The following is a 21,365-nucleotide window of genomic DNA, read 5'->3' as shown; positions in this document are numbered from 1 at the left end:
ATACCGGCTCAGAAAGGGAGTTCGCGGGGCTGGGTCTGGAGTGTTATCCAGCGCAGCTCGGTGAATTCCGCGATGCCGGCCCGACCCCCAAAGCGGCCATAGCCCGAGGCTTTGCAGCCGCCAAACGGCATTTGCGCTTCATCATGCACCGTTGGGCCATTGATATGGCAAATGCCCGTTTGCAGACGTTGCGCCACGTTCCACGCTCTGGCGCTGTCGCGGCTGTAGACCGCAGCGGAAAGACCGTATTCACTGTCGTTGGCTACCGTCAGCGCCTCTTCTTCATTCTTAACCCGAATAATCGCTTTTACCGGGCCGAAGGACTCTTCGTTCCACAGCCGCATCTCGCGGGTCACGCCGTCCAGCAAGGTCGGCGCCATGTGGGTATCGCTGGCTTTACCACCGGTTAGCAGGCGAGCGCCTTTGGCTAACGCATCGTCGATTAAGGCGTTGCAGCGGATGATGGTGTTCATATCAACCACCGGCCCCGTCAGGCTGGCGGGCAGGGCGGCGGCGCGCCTGGCCAGCAGCGGGATAAACACCTCTGCTACGGCGTTGTCGACAATAATGCGCTCGGTGGACATGCAGATCTGGCCGGCATTCGCGAAGGCGCCAAAAACCGCGCCCGCCGCCGCTTGCTCGATATCAGCATCGTCCAGCACCAGCAGCGGCGCTTTACCGCCGAGCTCCAGCACCGCCGGTTTAAGATATTGCCCGCAGGTGCGGGCGATAATCCGCCCCACCGGCGTGGATCCGGTAAAGTTAACGCGCCGCACCGCCGGGTGGGCGATCAGCGATTCCACCAGCGCCGGCGCATCTTCAGGCGCACAGGTAAGATAGTTCACCACCCCCGGTGGGAAGCCCGCCGCGTCAAGGGCGTCGATAATCAGTCCCTGAGTGGCCGGCGACAGCTCCGCGCCCTTGAGGATCACTGCGTTGCCGCAGGCCAGCGGCGTTGCCAGCGCCCGGGTAGCCAGAATCAGCGGTGCGTTCCACGGCGCCATGCCCAGTACCACCCCCGCCCCCTGGCGGACGCCCATCGCCAGGTTGCCCGGCACGTTGGAAGGAATAATTTGCCCTTCAATTTGGGTGGTCAGCGCCGCCGCTTCACGCAGGATATCGGCCGCCAGATGAACGTTAAAGCCGGCCCAGTGCGCAGTCGCGCCGGTCTCCGCCGCCATGGCGGCGATAAATTTAGCCTCCCGCAACAGCATATGTTCCGCCGCGTCGAGCAGTAAACGGCGTCGTTCCGCCGGAGAGGTATCACGCCACAGCGGGAAGGCTTTGGCCGCGGCTTCGACGCAGCGTTTGCCGTCGGCGAGACTGGCGGCCGCGGCCATCGAGGCGACGTCGTCGTGGGCCGGGTGGCGTCGGGTAAAGGTGCGGCGGCCTTCGGCATCGTGCCACTGGCCGTCAATGTACAGATTGCAGGTGATTGTCATGGTGGAAACCTCTTGTTCTGCGGTTCCCCCAGTGTACCGGGCACTACTGATGGTGAGCGTGAGCAGGGCGGTTATCGCACATTTTTTTGCAGGAATTATGTGTGGCTCACAACATCCCGACACTTGCTGGCGTAAAAAACAGCGCTACGCCGATTAAACCAGCGATTTCAGCGTGATTTGCATAAGGTGATAGCCATTGATTATTTGCCGGGGGCGGGCGCCTGTGCTGATATTACGGTTCTTATAATCAATAATCAGGACTTATAACCATGTCTACAGGGAAAACCACGCTGGCGCTGCTGCTGAGCGCACTGCTGCCGGCCGGCACCGCCTGGGCCGCAGGCAATGACACACTGGTCTACTGCTCAGAAGCCTCTCCGGAGTCCTTTAATCCGCAAATCGCCAGCTCCGGCCCGTCGTTCGTCGCCAGCTCGCAGGTGCTGTATAACCGCCTGGTCACCTTTGACCCGGTGAAGAACACGCCGATCCCGTCGCTGGCCACCGAGTGGCACGTCTCTGAGGATGGCAAAACCTGGACCTTTACTCTGCGTCAGGGGGTGAAGTTCAACAGCAACAAATTCTTCAAACCAACCCGCGATTTTAACGCCGACGACGTCCTGTTTTCCGTGCTGCGCCAGATGGATCCTCAGCATCCCTATCACAAGGTGTCGCAGGGGAATTATGAGTACTTCCATGACGTGGGCCTCGATAAGTTGATTAAGTCGGTGAAAAAGGTCGATGACTATCACGTCCAGTTCGTGCTTAACGAGCCGAACGCGGCGTTTCTTGCCGACTGGGGCATGGACTTCGCCTCTATTCTGTCGGCGGAGTATGGCGAGGCGATGCTGAAGAAAGGGACGCCGGAGAATGTTGATAACTGGCCTGTCGGTACCGGGCCGTATGCCCTGCAGCAGTATAAAGTGGATTCCCAAATCCGCTATATCGCCAATCCCCACTACTGGGAAGGCGAGGTGCCGACTAAGCACCTGATCTTCTCCATTACGCCGAACGTCGAGACCCGTCTGGCGAAACTGCAGACCAACGAGTGCCAGATTATTCCTGCGCCTTCGCCGGTTCAGTTCCCGGTGATTAAGGGCAATAAAGATCTGGCGCTGCATGCGGTTGAGGCGCTGAACGTCGGCTATCTGGCGTTCAACACGGAGAAAAAACCGTTTGATAATGTGCTGGTGCGCCAGGCATTAAACTATGCCACCGACAAGCAGGCGATCGTCAAGGCGGTATTCCTCGATTCCGGCAGCGTGGCGAAATCACCGATCCCGTCGACGATGCTCGGGTATAAGAAAGATCTCCCGGACTATGACTACGATCCGCAGAAAGCCAAAGCGCTGCTCAAGCAGGCGGGTCTGGAGCAAGGAGCGGAAGTGACCCTGTGGTCGATGCCGGTCCAACGTCCGTACAACCCGAACTCGAAGCGGATCGCCGAAATGATCCAAAACGACTGGGCTAAAGTGGGCGTCAAAGCGAAGATTGTCAGCTACGAATGGGGCGAATACCTTGCCGGTATGCGCAAAGGGGAGCACGACAGCGCCCTGTATGGCTGGATGTCGGACAACGGCGACCCGGACAACTTTGCCGGCACGCTGCTCAGCTGTGATAATATCCAGACCGGCTCCAACGCCGCTCGCTGGTGCGATAAGTCCTATGACGCGCTGGTGAAGAAAGCGCTGCTGGTGAGCGATCCGCAGGCGCGTGCCAAACTCTATGAACAGGCGCAAGAGATCTTCTACCAGCAGGCGCCGTGGATCACCCTGGCGACCGGCAAGACCTTCTATGCCACCCGTAGCAACGTCAGCGGCTACCGCGTGAGCATGATGGGGAGCGATTTTTCCAAAGCGAAGCTGAATTAAGCGAAGCTGAATTAAGCGAAAGGAGAACCGGATGGCACATCTGGATGAGGTTATCGTCAAAGTCGATGACACCCTTGCCGAGGGCGTTATCACTCATATGAATGAGCTGCTGATCGCCCTGAGCGATGATCCACAACTCAGCCGTGAGGAACGCTATACCCAGCAGCAGCGCCTGCGCACTGCCATCGCCCACCATGGGCGACAGCATCAGGAAGAGCAGGACGCGCGCCGCGAGCAGTTGACGAAAGGCGGCGCGATCCTCTGAAGATGCGCTCAGAACTGGCGCCTGGCCACCAGCCAGGCGCCCACCACCAGCATCACCGCGCCGCATACCGGCCCGATCAGCGCCCGCACCGGCACGCCGTGGGCGCGAACTAAATCCATGATCAACCCGCCAACCAGCTGGCTGGCGACCAGTACCGCAATGGTGGTGGCCGCGCCCACGGTCTGATAGCCGCTGATGCTGGCGAAGACGAAAAAGGACCCCAGCAGGCCGGGGATCAGCGTCCACCACTTCACGCTCAGGGCCAGCTCCTGAAAGCCGGCGACGCCCTGGCGCAGCAGTAACATCGTCACGAAAATAACAATTCCCACCAGCGAATTGAGCAGCATGGCGATAAGGATCGTCGACGCCGACTGGGTGATGCGCACCATCAGGGTATTCTGCACCACGAGACCAACGCCGGCGGCAACCAGACAGGCGAGGGTGAGCGACGCATTCATGCCTTGCCGTCCGGGTCCTGACGCTCATCCAGCTGCAGCTGCATAAAGGTGAGATCCAGCCAGCGACCAAATTTGGTTCCTACCTGCGGCATCTGCCCGGTGGTGATAAAGCCCAGCGTTTCATGCAGATGCAGCGAAGCGTGGTTCTGCGATTCAATACCGGCGACCATCACATGTTTATTCAGCCGACGCGCTTCGGCGATCAGCGCAACCAGCAGTTTGCGACCCAGCCCTTTCCCCTGATGATCGGGGTGAACGTACACCGAATGCTCCACGGTGTGGCGGAAACCGTCAAACGCGCGCCAGTCGCCAAACGAGGAATAGCCGGTGATGACGCCGTTTTCCTCGTTCACCAGCACCGGAAAGCCGGCCAGCTGGCGGGCTTCAAACCACGCGATACGGTTGTCGGTATCCACGGTTTTATCATTCCAGATAGCGGCGGTATGCACGACGGCGTGGTTATAGATTTCGGCGATCGCTGCACAGTCGTCTTTAATGGCAGGGCGGATGGACATAGCAAACCTCAGTTTTTTGTACACTATAGTAGTACGATATTATTACAATAATGAACATCGCGCTGTCATCCGTTTTCCGCATAATTTTTACGGATGACCCGGTAAGCACGCGGCCCGACGGGCAGTTGTGTAATGGGTGGGTGCACACTATAGTATTACGTTATGAATACTATAGAAGACAACCTCAATCAGCGCATCAGTGCGCGCATCCGCATCGAGCGTGAGTCCCGCGGTTGGTCGCTGAACGACCTTGCCGAACGGGCCGGCGCCTCGCGGGCGATGATCCATAAAATCGAGCGCGGCGAAAGCAGCCCGACGGCCTCGATGCTGGGCCGTCTTTCCGGCGCCTTCGGCATCAGTATGTCGACGCTGATCGCCCGGGCGGAAATGCAGGAGGGTAAGCTGCTGCGCTTTGCCAGCCAGCCGGTGTGGCACGACCCGCAAAGCCACTATCTCCGCCGCCACGTCTCGCCGCGCAGCGATCTGCCGATCGATCTGGTGCAGATTGAGCTGCCGCCCGGCAGCGATGTGCCCATGCCGGCCTCTTCCTATGCGCTCGCCCGCCAGCTGATCTGGCTGCAGCAGGGCGAGCTGGTGTTTGTCGAAGGGACTACCCGTCATGAGATGCAGAAGGGGGATTGTCTGGAGCTTGGCCCGCCCAACGATTGTCGCTTTATCAATGAATCCGCGGAGACCTGCGTCTATCTGGTGGTTCGCCTTAATCAATCGCCATCCGGCTCTTAATGGTAAAGCACGTTGCGCATAAAGCAGCTAGCCTCAGTACTGTCTGCTAACAAGAGGAGTTTGCTATGACAGATCAACCGCAACGCCATCGCCGCTGGGTACTGGCTTCCCGCCCCCATGGTGAACCGACGGCAGAGAATTTCCGCCTGGAAGAGAGCGAGGTGCCGACGCCGGGGCCGGGGCAGGTTCTGCTGCGTACCGTTTATTTATCGCTCGATCCCTATATGCGCGGGCGCATGAGCGATGCGCCTTCTTATTCGCCACCGGTGGCCATTGGCGCGGTGATGGTAGGAGGGACCGTGAGTCGCGTGGTCAGCTCAAATCATGCCGATTATCAACCCGGCGACTGGGTGCTGGGCTACAGCGGCTGGCAGGATTATGAACTCTCCGACGGCAACGGACTGGTGAAGCTGGGTGACGACCCGAAACACCCGTCCTGGTCGCTGGGAGTTCTGGGGATGCCGGGCTTCACCGCCTACATGGGATTGCTGGACATCGGCCAGCCGAAGGCGGGCGAAACGCTGGTGGTCGCTGCGGCGACCGGGCCGGTTGGCGCCACGGTCGGACAGATCGGCAAAATTAAGGGCTGCCGCACCGTCGGCATCGCTGGAGGCGCGGAGAAGTGTCGGTATGCGGTTGAGACGTTAGGCTTTGATGTCTGCCTTGACCATCGTGCGGATGATTTTGCCGAACAGCTGGCCCAGGCCTGCCCGCAGGGCATTGACGTTTACTACGAAAACGTCGGCGGCAAGGTTTTTGACGCGGTGCTGCCGCTGCTGAATACCGCAGCGCGGGTACCGGTCTGCGGGCTGGTAAGCGGCTATAACGCCACCGGTTTGCCAGACGGACCGGATCGTCTGCCGCTGCTGATGGCGACCATCCTCAAGAAGCGCATCCGGATGCAGGGCTTTATTATCGGCCAGGATTACGGGCATCGGATCGCGGAATTCCAGCAGCAGATGGGGCGCTGGGTGCAAGAGGGGAAAATTAAATATCGCGAACAGCTGATCGACGGTCTGGATCAGGCGCCGCAGGCGCTGATCGGCCTGTTAAAAGGTGAGAACTTCGGTAAGGTGGTGATCCGCGTCGCGGCGGACGACTAGTCCGGCGGATCCGACTTACTCTGCCCCTTTTCCCGTGAGGGAAAAGGGGCATGGGAGACGTGTCAGGCGTAAAAAGCTAACCGCTGGGCGAGCAGATCGACAAAGGCTTCACGGTCGACATCCAGCATCAGGGTAGTATTGGGCCGATTGCCGGTCAGATGGTAGTAATCGACCACCGTCATCCCCTGGGTATATTTTCCTTCCGTTTCCACGCCGACCCAGCGTTCGATAGTGGTAAAGATCTCCGGCTTGAGGAGCCAGGCGATGGTGCAGGGATCGTGCAGCGGCGCGCCGTCGAAGCCCCACTTTTCATCCTTGTGGTAGGCCATAAAGAAGTCGAGCAGCTCGGCGACAATGGACGACACCGGATTGCCAATCTGGCGGAATCGCTCGATATCGGCAGGAAGGATTTGCGCCTTATGGGTGACGTCAAGGCCCGCCATCACCACCGGGATCCCGGACTGAAAGACCATTTCCGCGGCCTGCGGATCGACGAAAATATTAAACTCCGCCGCCGGCTGCCAGTTGCCCAGCCCCATTGCGCCCCCCATGATCACGATGCGGGCGATTTTCGCGTGCAGCTCCGGGTGGCTGGCGAGCAGCAACGCCACGTTAGTCTGCGGCCCGGTGGCCACCAGAGTCACCGGCTCCTGGCTTTCCCGCAGCACCCTGGCCATCAGCTCGACGGCGGTGCAGTTCTGCGGGGCAAAGGTTGGTTCCGGCAGGCTCGGGCCATCCAGTCCGCTCTCGCCGTGCACGTTATCGGCGATGATCAGATCGCGCATCAACGGCTTCCACGCGCCGCCGGCCACCGGGATATCCGGCCGGTTCAGCAGCGTCAGCATACGCAGCACGTTGCGCAGGGTCTTCTCCGGGGTCTGGTTGCCCGCGGAAGCGGTGACGGCTTTCACCTCCAGCTCCGGAGAGGCGAGGGCGAGGACCAGGGCGATCGCGTCATCATGTCCCGGATCGCAATCAATCATCATCGGCAGTGCCATAGCAGCTCCTTATTGGCGTTGTTCTGTGACCAGACTAACGCTGTGAGGCGAGGCAGACGAGATGGTGTACAGAATAGTGTGATGGAGGCCACGATTGCTGCGATGGCATCGCGTATCGTCAGGCGATCGTCGGCAGTCATATTGCCTCACCTTGCGATGGCGCAAGCTGGCGCCCGCCGCGGCGCGATATAATAGAAAAATTGCTAATCCTTACGGATATTAATGGTTTGCTTTTCGGTGAGCGGATTCTTATCCTTAAGAAAACTCGAGAGGTTATTACGATGAAAGATGTAGTAGATAAATGCAGCACCAAAGGCTGCGCCATTGATGTCGGTACCATCATTGATAACGAGGACTGCGTCTACCGGGCTGAGAAAATGTTCCCGAGCCGCGAAGAAGCGGAATCCACCGTAGCCGCCGTGCGCGAACGTGCTGCCGCCGCGGCGCCGGCCAGTGAACCGCCGCAGGTCGATTACACCATCGCCGCCGCTGGCGACGAGGTTAAACTCGACCTCTCCATCGCTTTCTCCTGCCAGGCGGAAAAGATCATTTTCGAGTTATCCCTGCGAAATCTGCTTTAACCCGCGTCCGTGGGGAAAACGCCACATCGTTAAGCCTTCCCCGCCAATCACCGCCGGCGGGGAAGGGGCGTGCTATTCGAAGCGCCAGGCGAGGTTCAGGCCGATGCCGTAGTTGCGTCCGGGAGCAGGCTCGTAGTAGCGCCCGTTGGACTCATTAACGATAACGGACCCGACGTACTCCCGGTCGAACAGGTTGTCGACCCGGCCGAACAGATCCATGTCCATCCTGCCGTAGCTCCATTTATAGCCGGTCGTCAGGCCAACCACCGTCCAGGAAGGCGCTTTAGCCGTGTTTTCGTCATTGGCCATGATGTCGCTCATGTAGCGAATATCGCTGCCGGCGTACCAGCCCTGCTCCGGCTGATAGCCAAAGGAGGCGTAGCCCATATTGCGTGCGATCCCCGGAATGCGGTTGCCGTTGCAGCTGGCGTCGTCGCAGACGTTGGTGCGATAGGTCGCGTCCAGCCAGGTCCAGGCCGCCTTCAGACGCCAGCTCTCGCCAAACTGCTGATCCAGCCCCAGCTCCATCCCCTGACGACGGGTTTTGCCGGCGTTTTTATAGCTGGTGCGCCCGCCGCTGCTGCTGTCGACCACGATCTCATTATCGGTATTGGTCTGGAACAGGGCGGCGGTGAGCAGCCCATTGCCGATCCGCGTCTTACTGCCGATCTCCACTGTGTCGTTGGTGGAGGGCTTCAGGCCGAAATTAAGGCCGCTCTGGTTATCGGAGCGGTATGACAGCTCGTTAATGGTCGGCGTCTCGAAGCCGCGGCCAGCGGAGAGGTAGACGTTCCACGCGTCGGTCAGAGCATACTTCAGCGAGCCTGCAGGCAGCCACTTGTGATAGCTGGCATCACCGCTGTCATCGCCATTGCCTGGGGTGATGTAGTAGTCATTCGAGTCGAACCATACTGAGCTGTAGCGAACCCCGGCATCGAGCGAGAGTTTGTCCGTTAACTGCCACTGGGTCTGCAGGTAGGGGTCGACGTTCCACATCAGGTTGCGTTCGTTACGGCGCAGCGCACCCTGTTCGCCATACTGCGGCGCGCCGTTGACCATCACAAAGTTTTCATACCCTTTACGGCGCTCGCTCATGTTCTCGTAATCGAGACCGGCGGTCAGGGTGACGGGCACCAGCAGCTCTCCGCGATGGGTCAGGCGGGTATCGATTCCCTGGTAGTGACGGGTGAGGTCGATCACCCCGCCGGCATGGCTCGGTTTCAGCTGCGGCGCGCGCGGGATCGACTGGAACTGCGTGGTTTCACGTTCACCGGCGTACATCATGACGCTGAGATCGTCCTGGGCGCTCAGCTGGCGCTCGTAGCGCAGGCCGGCCTGGGTCTGCCGGGTATTCTTGCGGGTATTATACTGGTCGCCGCGCGGCGACTGGCGCGGGTTATCGCGCCATTCGTCGGCGGTTAAGCCGCCGGCGTCATTGGCTTTGATATCCACGCTGTTCAGCAGCAGCGTCAGCTTACTGACATCGTTGATGCGCACCCCCAGTCGGGCGTTCGCCAGATTTTTGCGTGCGCCGCTGTGATCGCGATAGCCATGAGTGGTGAAGCGGTTGGTCGAGACCGTGTAATCCACATCGCCTGCATGGCTGCCGTCGCCAACGGCGCCAGTGGCCTTCATCCCGTAGTGCCAGGTACCGAAGCTGCCATAGTAGCTGCTGGCTTCCACGGTGGGCGGCTGGGTGCCGGTCTGGCTGGTGACGTTGATCACCCCGCCGGACGAGTTACCGTACAGGGCAGAGAAGGGGCCGCGCAGCACCTCAATGGTGTCGACGCTGCCAATATCGATATTCGAGGTCTGCCCCTGGCCGTCTGGCATGGTCGCCGGAATACCATCGACATAGATGCGTAGCCCGCGCACGCCATAGGTGGAGCGAGAGCCAAAGCCACGAATCGACAGTTGCAGATCCTGGGCATAGTTTTGCCGGTTCTGCACCTGCAGGCCCGGTACGGCGCCCAGTGATTCAGAGAGATTGACGCGCGGGGCGGCCTGGCGCATTTCATCCCCATTGACCACGCTGACGGCAGCGGGGGTATCCAGTTCAGAAACAGTGGTTGGCGCGGCGGTCACCACCATGGTTTGTTCATCAGCGGTCTGGGCCGCGGCAATCAGCGGTAGCAGCAGCGCCGGCAGGGCGGCGTGACGCACGGACAGGATTTTCATCGATAGTACTCGGGAGACGAACCAAATGGAACATATGTAGATATGTTACCCCGTTTGTAAAACATTTGAAAATTATTAACCGCCGTTGGTTAACGGATAGTGCTTCTTGCTGATGAATTTACCGAACAACAACAATTAGCGCTCCACTTTGAGATAAATAATGATTACTATTCGCATTCAAAAATAAGGGTAAAGCCAGGACTTTACCGCCGGAAGCGATGTCGGGTCAGCACATACTGGTTTATCAAAGGGAGTCGTCATGTCACTACGTCATTTTGCCGCGCCGCGTCTGCGCCATTCACTGTTATTCACCTCTCTGCTGCTGGCAGGTAGCTTTAGCGCCCACGCTGCGGATGAGATGCTGCGTAAGGCCGTCGGGAAAGGGGCCTACGAAATGGCCTACAGCCAGCAGGAGAACGCGTTATGGGTCGCCACGTCGCAGAGTCGCTCACTGGACAAGGGCGGTATTGTTTATCGTCTTGACCCCACCACCCTGGACGTGACGCAGATTATTCACAACGATCTGAAGCCGTTCGGCGCTGCTATCAACCATGCCACCGGCACGCTGTGGTTTGGCAATACCGTCGACAGCACCGTCACCGCCATTGACGCCAAAACCGGCGCCGTGAAAGGGCGTCTGGTGCTGGACGAGCGTCAGCGCAGTGAAACCGTACGCCCACTGCAACCGCGCGAGCTGGCGGTCAATGAGCAGACCAACACGGTCTACATTACCGGTCTGGGCAAAGAGAGCGTGATTTGGGTGGTAGATGGCGCGACCCTGAAGCTGAAAACCACTATTACCGGCACCGGGGCAATGGCGACGGGTCTGGCGATCGATCCGCAGGCGAAACGCCTCTATACCACCAATGCCGACGGCGAACTGCTGACCATCGACAGCGAGAGCAACACCATTGTGTCGCGCAAAAAATTGCAGGATGACGGCAAAGCGCATTTCTACTTAAACCTGAGCCTTGATACCGCCGGTCACCGCGCCTTTATTACCGACAGCAAGCAGCCGGAAGTGCTGGTGGTCGATACCCGCGATGGTAAGGTGCTGGAGAAAATCGCCGCGCCGGAATCGCTGGCGGTGCTGTTTAACCCGACGCGTAATGAAGCCTATGTGACGCACCGTAAGGCCGGGGAAGTCAGCGTTATCGACGGTAAGCGCTACAAGATCGTGAAGACCTTTAAAACGCCGACTCACCCCAACAGCCTGGCGCTCTCTGATGACGGCAAAACGCTGTATGTCAGCGTGAAACAGGCTTCCAGCCGTGAGAAAGAGGCCACCGCGCCGGACGACGTGATCCGCATCGCGCTGTAAGATGCCCGGGGCGACGACGATCGGTCAAGGTCGCGCCCCGCATGCCGCCCGGCACCTCACCCTCTGTTACAAACGCGTATTGGCCTGATAAACCAGATGGTTATACACTTAACGCTTTCCCGCCTTGCGCGGGCAGTGGTAATCAGTGGAGATAAAATGAAAAAGCCATTTATGGTGATTTGCGCCGGTGCGATGCTGGCGCTGCTGGCAGGCTGTTCGTCCAACTACGTTATGACCACCAAAAGCGGTCAGACGATCGTCACCCACGGCAAGCCGCAGCTGGATAAAGAAACGGGGATGACCAGCTATATCGATGAGTCTGGTAATAAGCGGGAAATTAACAGTAGCGACGTGTCGCAGCTGGTTGAGGATAACTAAATCCTGACCTCCCGGTTTGTCCGTCGCGGGCAAACCGGGAGTCCTGCCAGTTACTTCCTGAGCGTCGGCGCCGTACTGTGGATCGCATGCACGCGTTTACGCACGCCAAACCAGCCAGCTACCAGCAGCACCGCCAGCAGTGGAATTGAGCCAATGGTGTAAGTGCCGTTCGGATAATCGAAGGCCATCAGCACCAGCACACTGAACAGGAACAGCAGCGTCAGCCAGGAGGTGAATGGCGCCCCCGGCATTCTGAAGCTCACCTTCGCCGCTTTTCCTTCCTTGATCGCTTTGCGCAGACGCATCTGACACACCACGATAAAGCCCCAGGAAGCAATGATCCCCAGCGACGCGACGTTCAGCACGATCTCAAACACCTGCGACGGCACCAGATAGTTGAGGAACACCCCCACCACATACACCCCCAGCGTCGCCAGGATCCCGGCGTAAGGGACGTGGTGACGGCTCATCTTCGACATAAACTTCGGCGCGGAGCCCCCCATCGACATGGAGCGCAGGATACGTCCGGTGCTGTAGAGGCCGGAGTTGAGGCTGGAGAGGGCGGCGGTTAACACCACGATGTTCATTACGCTGCCGATATACGGTACGCCCAGTTTGGAGAAGAAGGTGACGAACGGGCTCTGTCCTGCCTGGTAGGCGGTCCACGGCAGGAGCAGCACCAGCAGCACCACCGAACCGACGTAGAACAGGCCGATACGCCAGATCACGCTGTTGATGGCCTTCGGTACCATCGACTCCGGATCTTTACACTCACCGGCCGCGGTGCCCACCAGTTCAATGGAGGCGAAGGCAAAGACCACGCCCTGCACCAGCACCAGCGCCGGCAGAAGGCCGTGAGGGAAGAAGCCGCCGTTATCGGTGATCAGATGGAAGCCGGTGGCATTGCCGTCCAGCGGCTTACCGGAGCCGAGGAAAATGGTGCCGACCACGAGGAACGCAACAATCGCCAGCACTTTGACCAGCGCGAACCAGAACTCCATCTCGGCGAACCATTTTACGCCGATCATGTTCATGGTACCGACGATCGCCAGCGCGCCGAGGGCGAAGACCCACTGTGGCACATCGCCAAACGCGCCCCAGTAGTGCATATACAGCGCCACGGCGGTGATATCGACGATCCCGGTCATGGCCCAGTTAACGAAGTACATCCAGCCGGCCACGTAAGCGGCCTTTTCACCGAGGAATTCCCTGGCATAGGAGACGAAGCTGCCGCTCGAGGGGCGGTGGAGAACCAGTTCGCCGAGGGCGCGAAGAATAAAGAAGGAGAAGATGCCGCAGACCAGATAGACCAGGGCGAGCGCTGGCCCTGCCATTTGTAAACGTGCCCCGGCGCCGAGGAACAAACCGGTACCGATAGCGCCGCCGATGGCGATCATCTGTACCTGACGGTTGCCCATCGCTTTGTGATAACCCGCTTCATGTGAGTTGAGCCAGTGGCGTTTCGCAGCATGGTGCTCCGCTGCAGTGTCGTGTTTCGTATTCATTGATGTATCAGTTTCCTGTCAATGCCCATGTTTGCAGCCGGAGTGGATGACGGCTGGCACATTATGCTGGCTTTCTCATCATTCTGACGTAGGAGATAAGCTCAGACATGGCGCTGAATCCTACACGTAACGTAATAGTTACGCACCTAAAACATTTACCGATAGCATTTGACAGATTTATCAATGAGATCAGCGTCGCAGAGTTTCCAGCAACAGAGTGAAAGCGCTGGTATGCTGGCGTCGACTGGGGTAGTAGAGATGGTAGCCGGGGAAGGTGGGGGTCCAGTCCGCCAGCACTTGCACCAGCCGGCCACTGGCTAAGGCCTCCGCCACGCAGTCATCCGGAACGTAGGCCAGACCGAGGCCCGCCTCCGCCGCATCGATGCGCTGCGGCAGGCTGTTGAGGATCACTTGCCCCTCCACCCGGACCTGGATATCCCGGCCGTCGCGGGCAAACTCCCAGGCGTAAAGTCCACCTCGTGTCGGCAGGCGCAGATTGATGCAGCGATGCTGCGCAAGATCCCAGGGCGTCTGCGGCGTACCGGCCTGCTGCAGATAGGCTGGCGAACCCACTACCGCCATCCGCATATCCGGGGCAATGCGCACGGCAATCATCTCTTTCGCCACCTGTTCGCCGAGTCGCACCCCGGCATCAAACCGGCCATCCACGATATCCGTGAGGCCATTATCAACAGTGATTTCGATGTTAATATCCGGATATTGCAGCATAAATGGCTTTAGCGCCGGCCAGAGTACAGTACTGGTGGCATGCTCCCCGGCGGTGATGCGCAGGTTGCCCGCCGGGCGTTCGCGCGTATCGCGCAGCGCGGTCAGCGCCCGCTCCATCTCCTCCAGATGCGGACCGAGGCGCTGAATGAGTCGCGCACCCGCCTCGGTCGGTACCACGCTGCGGGTGGTGCGGGTCAGCAGCCGCACATCGAGACGCGCTTCGAGATGGCGCATGGCATGGCTGAGCGCCGACTGCGACACGCCGAGCTGGGCCGCTGCGCGGGTAAAGCTGCGCTCACGCGCTACCACCATAAAGGAGAGCAGATCGTTTACGTTTTCTTTTAGCATAATCTTTCCGGATTGATGAATACCGCTCACAGGTACGCAGAGTGTAAGCCCGACGGAGGGGAGGCGCCAGTCTGATAGCCGGACGCAGTGGAGCAGAATGATCACGACGGTTAACAACGCAGGGTTTAATTCATCAAGACGGTGAATGTAATGTAAGATGTCCAAAAAACTGCAGCGCCAGGCGAACCCACACAATGACACCCTTACACTTTCATAAATATCACGGGCTGGGTAATGATTACCTGGTATGCCATCGCGACGTTGCCGAACAGTTGAGCAACGAGCATATTCAAATTCTGTGCCATCGCCACTATGGCGTGGGATCGGATGGTCTGCTGATCGACAGCGGCGATCAGATCAATCCCACACTGCGTATTATCAATCCGGACGGCTCTGAGGCGGAGAAAAGCGGTAACGGGCTACGGATCTATGCGCGTTATCTTTTTGATATCGGTCGTGTTGGCCATGAGCCCTTTCTGGTACACACGGCGGGCGGTGACGTTTATTGCACTGTGCATGGCGATGTTCATCAGATTAGCGTCGACATGGGGCGGGCGAATTTCAATCCGGCGGCGCTGCCCGCCTTAGTGAATTTGCCTGAGGCGGTGAATTATCCTTTGCCGCTGGCGGATGAAACCCTGTCCGTCGTGCTGGTCTCCATGGGCAATCCCCACTGCGTTGTTCTCGTCGATAAGCTCGACCTGGCGCAGGTTCATCGTTTAGGGCCGCAAATCGAAAACCATTCCTTGTTCCCCAAACGCACCAATGTCCAGTTCGTGGAAGTTATCGATCGCCATACGCTAAAGATTGGTATCTGGGAGCGGGGCGCCGGGTTCACGATGGCCTCCGGGAGCAGCAGTTGCGCGGCTGCCAGCGCGATGCGCCGGTTAGGGAAGGTGGACGATCGGGTGGATGTCAACATGCCTGGTGGTCAGCTGCACATCACCTTCGACGCGGATTTTCAGGTCCGTATGCGTGGCCCGGTGCATAAAATCGCCAGCCTGACGCTGGATAAAGACTGCTTTGTTGGCGGCAGCGCCATCTTCACTGGCGCTGCATAACAGATGGCGCGGTCAGCCTGAAATTAACTCTCCTGAGGATCAGCCGACGGCCCGTTTGCCGAACAAACGATGGTGGCATGATCCCACCAGGCATTGTGCTTAACATCGGTGGCAAGGACGCTAAACTGCGCCTGCTGTATCTCATTCAGTAAAGCCGGGAGGGGTTTAAGCGTACGCCAGGGCTGCCCCTCTTTCAGGAGATGATGCTTGACAGGATCGTAAGTGGCGAGGTCTTCAGCATAACGAGGAAGCCCGCACATCGAGCCGATCACCAGCCGGCCTGCGGGTTTCAGCAATCTTCTCGCCTCGGCGAAAAAACGGCGACGCTCATCTTCCAGCAGACAATGTAGACAGCTGCCATCAATGATTAAGGCAAACTGGGCATCCTCACATTGAGAAAGATGACAGACGTTGCCGACGAAAAATGTGGCGTCCAGACCCGCTTGCTGAAAACGGTCTTCTGCCCAGCGGATCGCCGTTTCGGACACATCAACACCCGATACGGCATAGCCTCTTTCCGCCAGATACTGGGCAGCCATGGCACCATTGCCACATCCCAGTTCAAGTACCGGCGCGCCGGGAGCGGGTAAATAGCCATGGGCATCCAGCCAATGAAATGTTTTTTCTTGTTGTATCTTTGCCCTGGCAAAACCATCACCCGCCCAGGCGCTGGCTCCGTTGGCTAACAGTTGTCTGTAGCGGGCTTCATAGGGGTTCATCCTGAAAACACCTTTTATCATTGATAAACATCACTACTATATACGCCATTTAACATTGAAATAAGTATTCGTTTGGCTACCAGGGAGAAACAGAGATGAACATCAACGTGGTCGGCACCAGCGGCTCAGGCAAATCCACTCTGGCCCGGCGCCTGGCGCACAGGCTGGGACTACCCTGGATCGAGCTCGATCGCCTGTACTGGCGGCCGAACTGGCAGGGCACGCCGGATGAGGCGTTTTTCGCCGCTATTGCCGCCGCTACGGCCTCGCCGGGCTGGGTGCTGGATGGCAATTACAATCGCAGCCGCAGCGTCAAATGGCGTGAGGTGGATCTGGTGATCTGGGTCGACTATAGCCTCTGGCGGACGCTGCGCCAGGCGGTGTGGCGGGCGGCGAGCCGGGCGTGGCGGCATCAGGAGCTGTGGCCGGGCACGGGCAACCGCGAGAGCTTTCGCCGTTCGTTCTGCAGCCGGGAATCCATTATCCTCTGGACGCTGAAAACCTGGCGGCAGAATCGCCGACGCTATCTGGCCGACATGCAGGATCCGCAATATCGTCATATTCGCTTCGTCCGGGTGCGCAGTCCGCGGCAGGCTGAGGCGCTGCTCCGCGAGCTGGAAGCGCAGCGGCCAGGCGGGCATATCTAATTTTCAGCAGTACACATGTGAATTAATTGTTTCTCAATAGTTAGCTGAGATTTTAATAATGCAGGCACGTACTTTCATATGAGCCTGCGAAATGTCTTATCGAATCAGTATCCTGGATAAAAGTCCGCTTGCCGCCGGGGAAACCGCCGCGCAGGCGCTGGCGCGTACATTAACGCTGGCGCAACACGCCGAAGCCTGGGGCTATCACCGCTTCTGGGTCGCCGAACACCACAATACCGATCAGCTGGCGAGCCCCTCGCCGGAGCTGGTTATCGCCTGGCTGCTGGGCCACACCCGGCGCATTCGTCTTGGGTCCGGCGGCGTCATGCTCCAGCACTACAGCCCCTATAAAGTCGCGGAAAACTTTAACCTGCTGGCTGCCCTCGCGCCGGGTCGCATCGATCTCGGGGTGGGCAAGGCGCCTGGCGGCCTGCCGCTCTCCACCCGCGCCCTGCAGCAGGGCCTGCATCAGGAGGAGAAAGGGACCTTTGCCGATCAGCTGGCGCAGCTGGATAACTGGCTGTCACTGACTGAGCCAGGGGGAGAGGAGAGCCTGCGCGCCACGCCGATCCCGCCGCGCCGGGCCGACGGATTTCTGCTCGGCGCCAGCCTGGAGAGTGCGGAACTGGCCGCCCGTCTTGACTGGAACTTCGTGTTTGCGGCCCATCTCAATGGCGACAGCGCGCTGCGCCGCACGGTGATCAACCGCTGGCGCGAGCTCAGCCCGCGTGAGGCGATCGTCGCCGTGCAGGTGGTGGTGGCTGACGATCCGGCCACCGCCGCCGCGCTGGCGCAGCAGGTCGAGGTGTGGGGCGTCGAGCTGGAGAACGGCCAGCGGGTGACCGTCGGCAGTGAGGCTCAGGCCGTCGCCTTTGCCCGCCAGGCTGGCAGCCGGCCGACACGCATCCACCGCCGCGAATCCTCACTGATCTCCGGTACTCCCGAACAGGTTAAAGCCCGGCTTGACGCGCTGCAGGCGGAAGATCAGCTGGATGAACTCATCATTGATACCCCTATTAGCGACGGGCCAGCGCGCCTGCACTCCCTGCGCCTGCTGGCGCAGGCTCACTACGGCAAGGAGGTGCTGAATGTCCTTTGAACAACAACTGATTAGCTGGCGGCGCGAGCTGCACCAGAACCCGGAGCTCTCCCTGCAGGAGGTAGCCACCACCGCGCGGATCCGCGACTGGCTGCAGAGCGGCGGGCTGACTCTGCTGCCCTTCGATCTGAAAACCGGGCTGGTCGCCGAAGTCGGCAGCGGCGACAAGGTGGTTGCCCTGCGGGCGGACATCGACGCGTTGCCCATCGAGGAGGCGACCGGTCTGCCTTACCGCTCGCAAAATGAAGGGGTGATGCATGCCTGCGGCCATGATATTCACACCAGCGTGATGCTGGGGGCGGCGCTGCTGCTGAAGGAGCGGGAAGCGGAACTCCCGGGGCGGGTACGGATCCTGTTTCAGCCGGCGGAGGAAAATTTTGGCGGCGCGAAAACCCTGATCCGCGCCGGGGCGCTGGAGGACGTGTCGGCGATCTTTGGCATGCACAATGAGCCCGGCCTGCCGGTGGGCGAATTTGCCACCCGCGGCGGCGCGTTCTACGCCAACGTCGACTGCTTCGTCTTCAAAGTGACCGGGAAGGGGGCGCATGCCGCCCGCCCACATGAAGGAAAGGATGCGATCCTGCTGGCCAGCCAACTGGTGACGGTGCTGCAGAGCGTGGCCAGCCGGGAAGTGAACACCCTCGACTCGGTGGTGCTCAGCGTGACGCGGATCCAGGGAGGCAATACCTGGAACGTGCTGCCGGAGAGCGTCGAGCTGGAAGGAACACTGCGCACTCACAGCAGTGAAGTGCAGCAGCGGGTCAAGGCCCGGGTCAGCGAGATCGCGGCCGGTTTCGCCAGCGCCTTTGGCGCACAGATTGACGTCTTCTGGTATGCCGGCCCGACGGCGCTGGTCAATGACGCCCGCTGGGCCGACTTCGCCAGCGACGTGGCGGCCCAGGCCGGGTACCGCACCCATCACGCCGATCTGCATCTCGGTGGCGAAGATTTTGCGGTCTATCTTCAGCATATTCCCGGGGCGTTCGTCAGCATCGGCAGCGCCAGCGAATATGGTCTGCACCATCCGGCATTTAATCCGGACGAACGGCTTATTGCGCCCGCAGCACACTATTTCGCTCAGCTGGCGGAACAGGCATTACAACACATTTAATGGATGACAGGGGAAGGGGTAGCTATGTCTGAAAATCGACAATTGCGTCTGGGAACGATATTACATGGCGCATCGGGAAATATGTCCGCCTGGCGTCATCCGGCGGCGCAGGCGGACGCCAGTATTAATTTTAACTTTGTCACGCAGACGGCGTTAAAAGCGGAAGAGGGGAAGCTGGATTTTATTTTTGTCGCCGACGGGTTATATATCAATGAAAAATCGATTCCCCATTTTTTAAATCGCTTCGAACCTTTAACGGTACTTTCCGCGCTGGCCGCGGTCACCCGGCGTCTGGGACTGGTGGGGACCTTATCGACGTCGTACAGCGAGCCGTTTACTACCGCCCGTCAGTTCGCCAGCCTCGACCATTTAAGCCAGGGACGGGCGGGGTGGAACGTGGTCACTTCGCCGCTGGAAGGGTCGGCGAAAAACTTCTCCCGGGCCCAGCATCCGGATCATGCGCTGCGCTATCGCATTGCCGATGAATATCTGCAGGTGGTGAAAGGCTTATGGGATTCATGGGAAGAAGACGCCTTTGTGCGCAATAAGGAGACTGGCCAGTTTTTTGATAAAAATAAACTGCATACGCTCGATCACCATGGCGATTTCTTTAAAGTGGCCGGGCCGCTAAATATTGCCCGCACGCCGCAGGGACGGCCGATTATTTTCCAGGCCGGCGCGTCGGACGATGGTAAGAAATTAGCTGCACGCCACGCCGATGCCATTTTTACCCATCAGGAATCGCTGGCCGAGGCGCAGGCATTTTATCAGGATGTCAAAAGCCAACTCAGCGCATATCAGCGCACCCCGGACCAACTGCATATCTTCCAGGGCGTCAGCGTCATCGTCGGGGATGACGCCGAGGATGCGGAACGTCAGTACCAGACTACCGCGGCGCTGGTTTCCATCGAGGATGCGCTGAATTATCTGGGGCGGTATTTCGAACATCATGATTTTTCGCAGTATCCGCTTGATGAACCGTTCCCGGATATTGGCGATTTGGGACAAAACAGCTTCCGCAGCACCACCGACGAGATTAAACGTCACGCCCGCGAGCGGGGATTAACCCTGCGCCAGGTGGCCCTGGAGGCAGCGAGTCCGCGTCCGCGCTTTACCGGCACCGCCAGCGATGTCGCCGATGGCCTGCAATTGTGGTTCGAACAGCACGCGGCGGACGGTTTCATTATTCAGGGCGGCACGCCGGAAACCTTCCCGCGCTTTGTGGATGAGGTGGTTCCGCTGTTACAGGCGCGCGGCCTGTTCCGTCGCGACTATCCGGGCACCACCCTGCGGGAAAGTCTGGGTCTGGCGCTACCTGCTAACCAATTCCAAAAATAATAAAAGAGAATCACGCTATGCAGAAAACAACACTCTTGCTGGCCGTCGCGTTGGCATTTAGCGCCTCGTCGTGGGCCCAGGACGTCAAGATCAATGGCACCGGGGTGAGCCTGGAGGCCAACAAAACGCCGATTCACACAGCGAAAAATCCACAGGCCATTGCGCTGTTGCCGAAAGATCTGCATCTGGCGGTGCCGGGGAAATTCACCGTCGCGGTGGCAGCCCTGAACTCACCGCCGCTGACGGTCTTCGCCGATGACAATAAAACCCTGCTCGGTAGCGAGACGGATATCGCCCGGCTGGTGGCGGAGAGCCTCGGGCTGGAAGTAAACGTGGTTCCCACTTCATGGGAAGACTGGCCGCTGGGGGTTATCTCCGGCAAATATGATGCCGCGATCAGCAATATTACCGTCACCAAAGAGCGCAAAGAGAAGTTCGATTTCGCCACCTACCGCAAAGATTCGCTGGGCTTCTACGTCAAAAGCACCAGTCCGCTGAGCAAAATTGACAAGGCGGAGGACATCGCCGGGCTGAAGATTATTGTCGGCTCCGGTACTAACCAGGAGGCGATCCTGCTGGCGTGGAACGCGGAGAACGTCAAGAAGGGGCTGAAGCCGTTTACCCCGGTCTACACCAAGGATGACGCCGCCCAGACGCTGGCCCTGCAGACCGGGCGCGCCGACGCCTTTTTCGGCCCCAACGTGATAGGCGCGTGGAAGGCGGCGCTGACCGGCAAAACCAAACTGGTGGGCAGCGTCGATGGCGGCTGGCCGAAAGCGGCGCATATCGCGGTGACGCTGAAAAAAGACAGCGGGCTGGTGAATGCCGTCCAGGCGGCGCTGAACGGCGCTATCGCCAGCGGCGATTACGCCAAAGTGCTTAACCGCTGGGGCGAAGGGGTGGAGAGTATTCCGCAATCAGAAATCAACCCACCCGGACTGGGCGACTGACAGGAGG

20 protein-coding genes and 1 pseudogene are annotated in these 21,365 nt (G+C 59.3%); 13 read left to right on the top strand and 8 right to left on the bottom strand.

The window, feature by feature from the left end; translation table 11 throughout:
- Positions 1 to 8: 8 nt before the first annotated feature.
- On the bottom strand, positions 9 to 1,442 hold the full coding sequence (locus tag HMPREF3096_RS12570) for an aldehyde dehydrogenase (RefSeq protein WP_070544489.1): 1,434 nt from the start codon (positions 1,440 to 1,442) through the stop codon (positions 9 to 11).
- Between the two features lie 269 nt (positions 1,443 to 1,711).
- Between HMPREF3096_RS12570 and HMPREF3096_RS12565 the strand changes: the two genes are divergently transcribed.
- Entirely contained in the window at positions 1,712 to 3,310 is a 1,599-nt protein-coding gene (locus HMPREF3096_RS12565; protein ID WP_012541563.1) for an ABC transporter substrate-binding protein, read from the top strand.
- 31 nt (positions 3,311 to 3,341) lie between these two features.
- Positions 3,342 to 3,575, top strand: a complete 234-nt coding sequence (locus HMPREF3096_RS12560) for a YdcY family protein (protein WP_008804690.1) — start codon at positions 3,342 to 3,344, stop codon at positions 3,573 to 3,575.
- Between the two features lie 8 nt (positions 3,576 to 3,583).
- Here the strand turns inward: HMPREF3096_RS12560 and HMPREF3096_RS12555 are convergent, their stop codons facing one another.
- Entirely contained in the window at positions 3,584 to 4,033 is a 450-nt protein-coding gene (locus tag HMPREF3096_RS12555) for a DMT family transporter (protein ID WP_008804691.1), read from the bottom strand.
- Positions 4,030 to 4,548 (bottom strand): GNAT family N-acetyltransferase, encoded by a 519-nt coding sequence (locus HMPREF3096_RS12550; protein WP_012541564.1) that lies wholly within the window; start codon positions 4,546 to 4,548, stop codon positions 4,030 to 4,032. The genes HMPREF3096_RS12555 and HMPREF3096_RS12550 overlap by 4 nt, the downstream gene beginning before the upstream one ends.
- Before the next feature lie 162 nt (positions 4,549 to 4,710).
- Here HMPREF3096_RS12550 and HMPREF3096_RS12545 point away from each other — a divergent pair, with 162 nt between their 5' ends.
- Positions 4,711 to 5,292, top strand: a complete 582-nt coding sequence (locus HMPREF3096_RS12545) for a helix-turn-helix domain-containing protein (RefSeq protein WP_008804693.1) — start codon at positions 4,711 to 4,713, stop codon at positions 5,290 to 5,292.
- 65 nt (positions 5,293 to 5,357) lie between these two features.
- Positions 5,358 to 6,395 carry an NADP-dependent oxidoreductase gene (locus HMPREF3096_RS12540; RefSeq protein WP_023322720.1) on the top strand — a complete coding sequence of 346 codons (1,038 nt, stop codon included), beginning with the start codon at positions 5,358 to 5,360 and terminating at the stop codon, positions 6,393 to 6,395.
- A 62-nt stretch (positions 6,396 to 6,457) separates the two neighbouring features.
- Here HMPREF3096_RS12540 and rihA read toward each other — a convergent pair whose 3' ends face one another.
- On the bottom strand, positions 6,458 to 7,393 hold the full coding sequence (gene rihA / locus HMPREF3096_RS12535; protein ID WP_023322719.1) for a pyrimidine-specific ribonucleoside hydrolase RihA: 936 nt from the start codon (positions 7,391 to 7,393) through the stop codon (positions 6,458 to 6,460).
- Here rihA and HMPREF3096_RS29225 point away from each other — a divergent pair.
- Together HMPREF3096_RS29225 and HMPREF3096_RS12530 are read left to right on the top strand one after the other, a co-directional pair.
- On the top strand, positions 7,355 to 7,585 hold the full coding sequence (locus tag HMPREF3096_RS29225) for a hypothetical protein (protein ID WP_046620343.1): 231 nt from the start codon (positions 7,355 to 7,357) through the stop codon (positions 7,583 to 7,585). The two genes, rihA and HMPREF3096_RS29225, sit on opposite strands and share 39 nt — an antisense overlap.
- Positions 7,586 to 7,674: 89 nt before the next feature.
- A complete protein-coding gene (locus HMPREF3096_RS12530) occupies positions 7,675 to 7,974 on the top strand; it encodes a DUF406 domain-containing protein (protein ID WP_023322718.1) in 300 nt (99 codons plus the stop codon).
- Positions 7,975 to 8,046: 72 nt separating this feature from the next.
- Here the strand turns inward: HMPREF3096_RS12530 and pqqU are convergent, their stop codons facing one another.
- On the bottom strand, positions 8,047 to 10,152 hold the full coding sequence (pqqU, locus tag HMPREF3096_RS12525; protein WP_023322717.1) for a TonB-dependent receptor PqqU: 2,106 nt from the start codon (positions 10,150 to 10,152) through the stop codon (positions 8,047 to 8,049).
- Between the two features lie 259 nt (positions 10,153 to 10,411).
- Between pqqU and HMPREF3096_RS12520 the strand changes: the two genes are divergently transcribed.
- Together HMPREF3096_RS12520 and HMPREF3096_RS12515 are read left to right on the top strand one after the other, a co-directional pair.
- The gene (locus HMPREF3096_RS12520) at positions 10,412 to 11,473 is read left to right on the top strand and encodes a 7-bladed beta-propeller protein YncE (protein ID WP_008804698.1); all 1,062 of its coding nucleotides are present in this window, start codon (positions 10,412 to 10,414) and stop codon (positions 11,471 to 11,473) included.
- A gap of 156 nt (positions 11,474 to 11,629) precedes the next feature.
- Complete coding sequence (locus HMPREF3096_RS12515) at positions 11,630 to 11,851, top strand: YgdI/YgdR family lipoprotein (RefSeq protein ID WP_002906779.1); 222 nt, start codon at positions 11,630 to 11,632, stop codon at positions 11,849 to 11,851.
- Between the two features lie 50 nt (positions 11,852 to 11,901).
- On the opposite strand, the gene ansP is transcribed toward HMPREF3096_RS12515, so the two are convergent.
- Positions 11,902 to 13,356: an L-asparagine permease gene (gene ansP / locus HMPREF3096_RS12510; RefSeq protein ID WP_070544488.1), complete on the bottom strand. Its 1,455-nt coding sequence runs from the start codon at positions 13,354 to 13,356 to the stop codon at positions 11,902 to 11,904.
- A 189-nt stretch (positions 13,357 to 13,545) separates the two neighbouring features.
- Positions 13,546 to 14,433 (bottom strand): LysR family transcriptional regulator, encoded by an 888-nt coding sequence (locus HMPREF3096_RS12505; protein ID WP_023340239.1) that lies wholly within the window; start codon positions 14,431 to 14,433, stop codon positions 13,546 to 13,548.
- 194 nt (positions 14,434 to 14,627) lie between these two features.
- On the opposite strand from HMPREF3096_RS12505, the gene dapF reads away from it, so the two are divergent.
- Positions 14,628 to 15,494 (top strand): diaminopimelate epimerase, encoded by an 867-nt coding sequence (dapF, locus tag HMPREF3096_RS12500; RefSeq protein WP_023297717.1) that lies wholly within the window; start codon positions 14,628 to 14,630, stop codon positions 15,492 to 15,494.
- A 23-nt stretch (positions 15,495 to 15,517) separates the two neighbouring features.
- On the opposite strand, the gene HMPREF3096_RS12495 is transcribed toward dapF, so the two are convergent.
- Positions 15,518 to 16,213, bottom strand: coding sequence for a class I SAM-dependent methyltransferase (locus HMPREF3096_RS12495; RefSeq protein WP_012541569.1), 696 nt, complete (start codon positions 16,211 to 16,213; stop codon positions 15,518 to 15,520).
- Between the two features lie 95 nt (positions 16,214 to 16,308).
- Here HMPREF3096_RS12495 and HMPREF3096_RS12490 point away from each other — a divergent pair, with 95 nt between their 5' ends.
- The 4 genes and pseudogenes from HMPREF3096_RS12490 to HMPREF3096_RS31460 all read left to right on the top strand — a co-directional run bounded on the left by HMPREF3096_RS12490 (position 16,309) and on the right by HMPREF3096_RS31460 (position 21,358).
- Positions 16,309 to 16,860, top strand: a complete 552-nt coding sequence (locus HMPREF3096_RS12490) for a P-loop NTPase family protein (RefSeq protein ID WP_008804703.1) — start codon at positions 16,309 to 16,311, stop codon at positions 16,858 to 16,860.
- Positions 16,861 to 16,951: 91 nt separating this feature from the next.
- A complete protein-coding gene (locus tag HMPREF3096_RS12485) occupies positions 16,952 to 17,959 on the top strand; it encodes an MsnO8 family LLM class oxidoreductase (protein WP_012541571.1) in 1,008 nt (335 codons plus the stop codon).
- The gene (locus tag HMPREF3096_RS12480) at positions 17,949 to 19,070 is read left to right on the top strand and encodes a M20 peptidase aminoacylase family protein (protein ID WP_070544487.1); all 1,122 of its coding nucleotides are present in this window, start codon (positions 17,949 to 17,951) and stop codon (positions 19,068 to 19,070) included. Before HMPREF3096_RS12485 ends, HMPREF3096_RS12480 begins: the two co-directional genes overlap by 11 nt.
- A 24-nt stretch (positions 19,071 to 19,094) precedes the next feature.
- Positions 19,095 to 21,358: pseudogene (locus tag HMPREF3096_RS31460) on the top strand (NtaA/DmoA family FMN-dependent monooxygenase).
- Positions 21,359 to 21,365 lie beyond the last annotated feature (7 nt).

Origin of the sequence: Klebsiella sp. HMSC25G12 (assembly GCF_001807705.1) — a bacterium.
Taxonomy (GTDB): Bacteria; Pseudomonadota; Gammaproteobacteria; order Enterobacterales; family Enterobacteriaceae; genus Klebsiella; species Klebsiella variicola.
The sequence above is the reverse complement of the archived record's forward strand: the minus strand, read 5'-3'. Positions and strand labels throughout refer to the sequence as shown.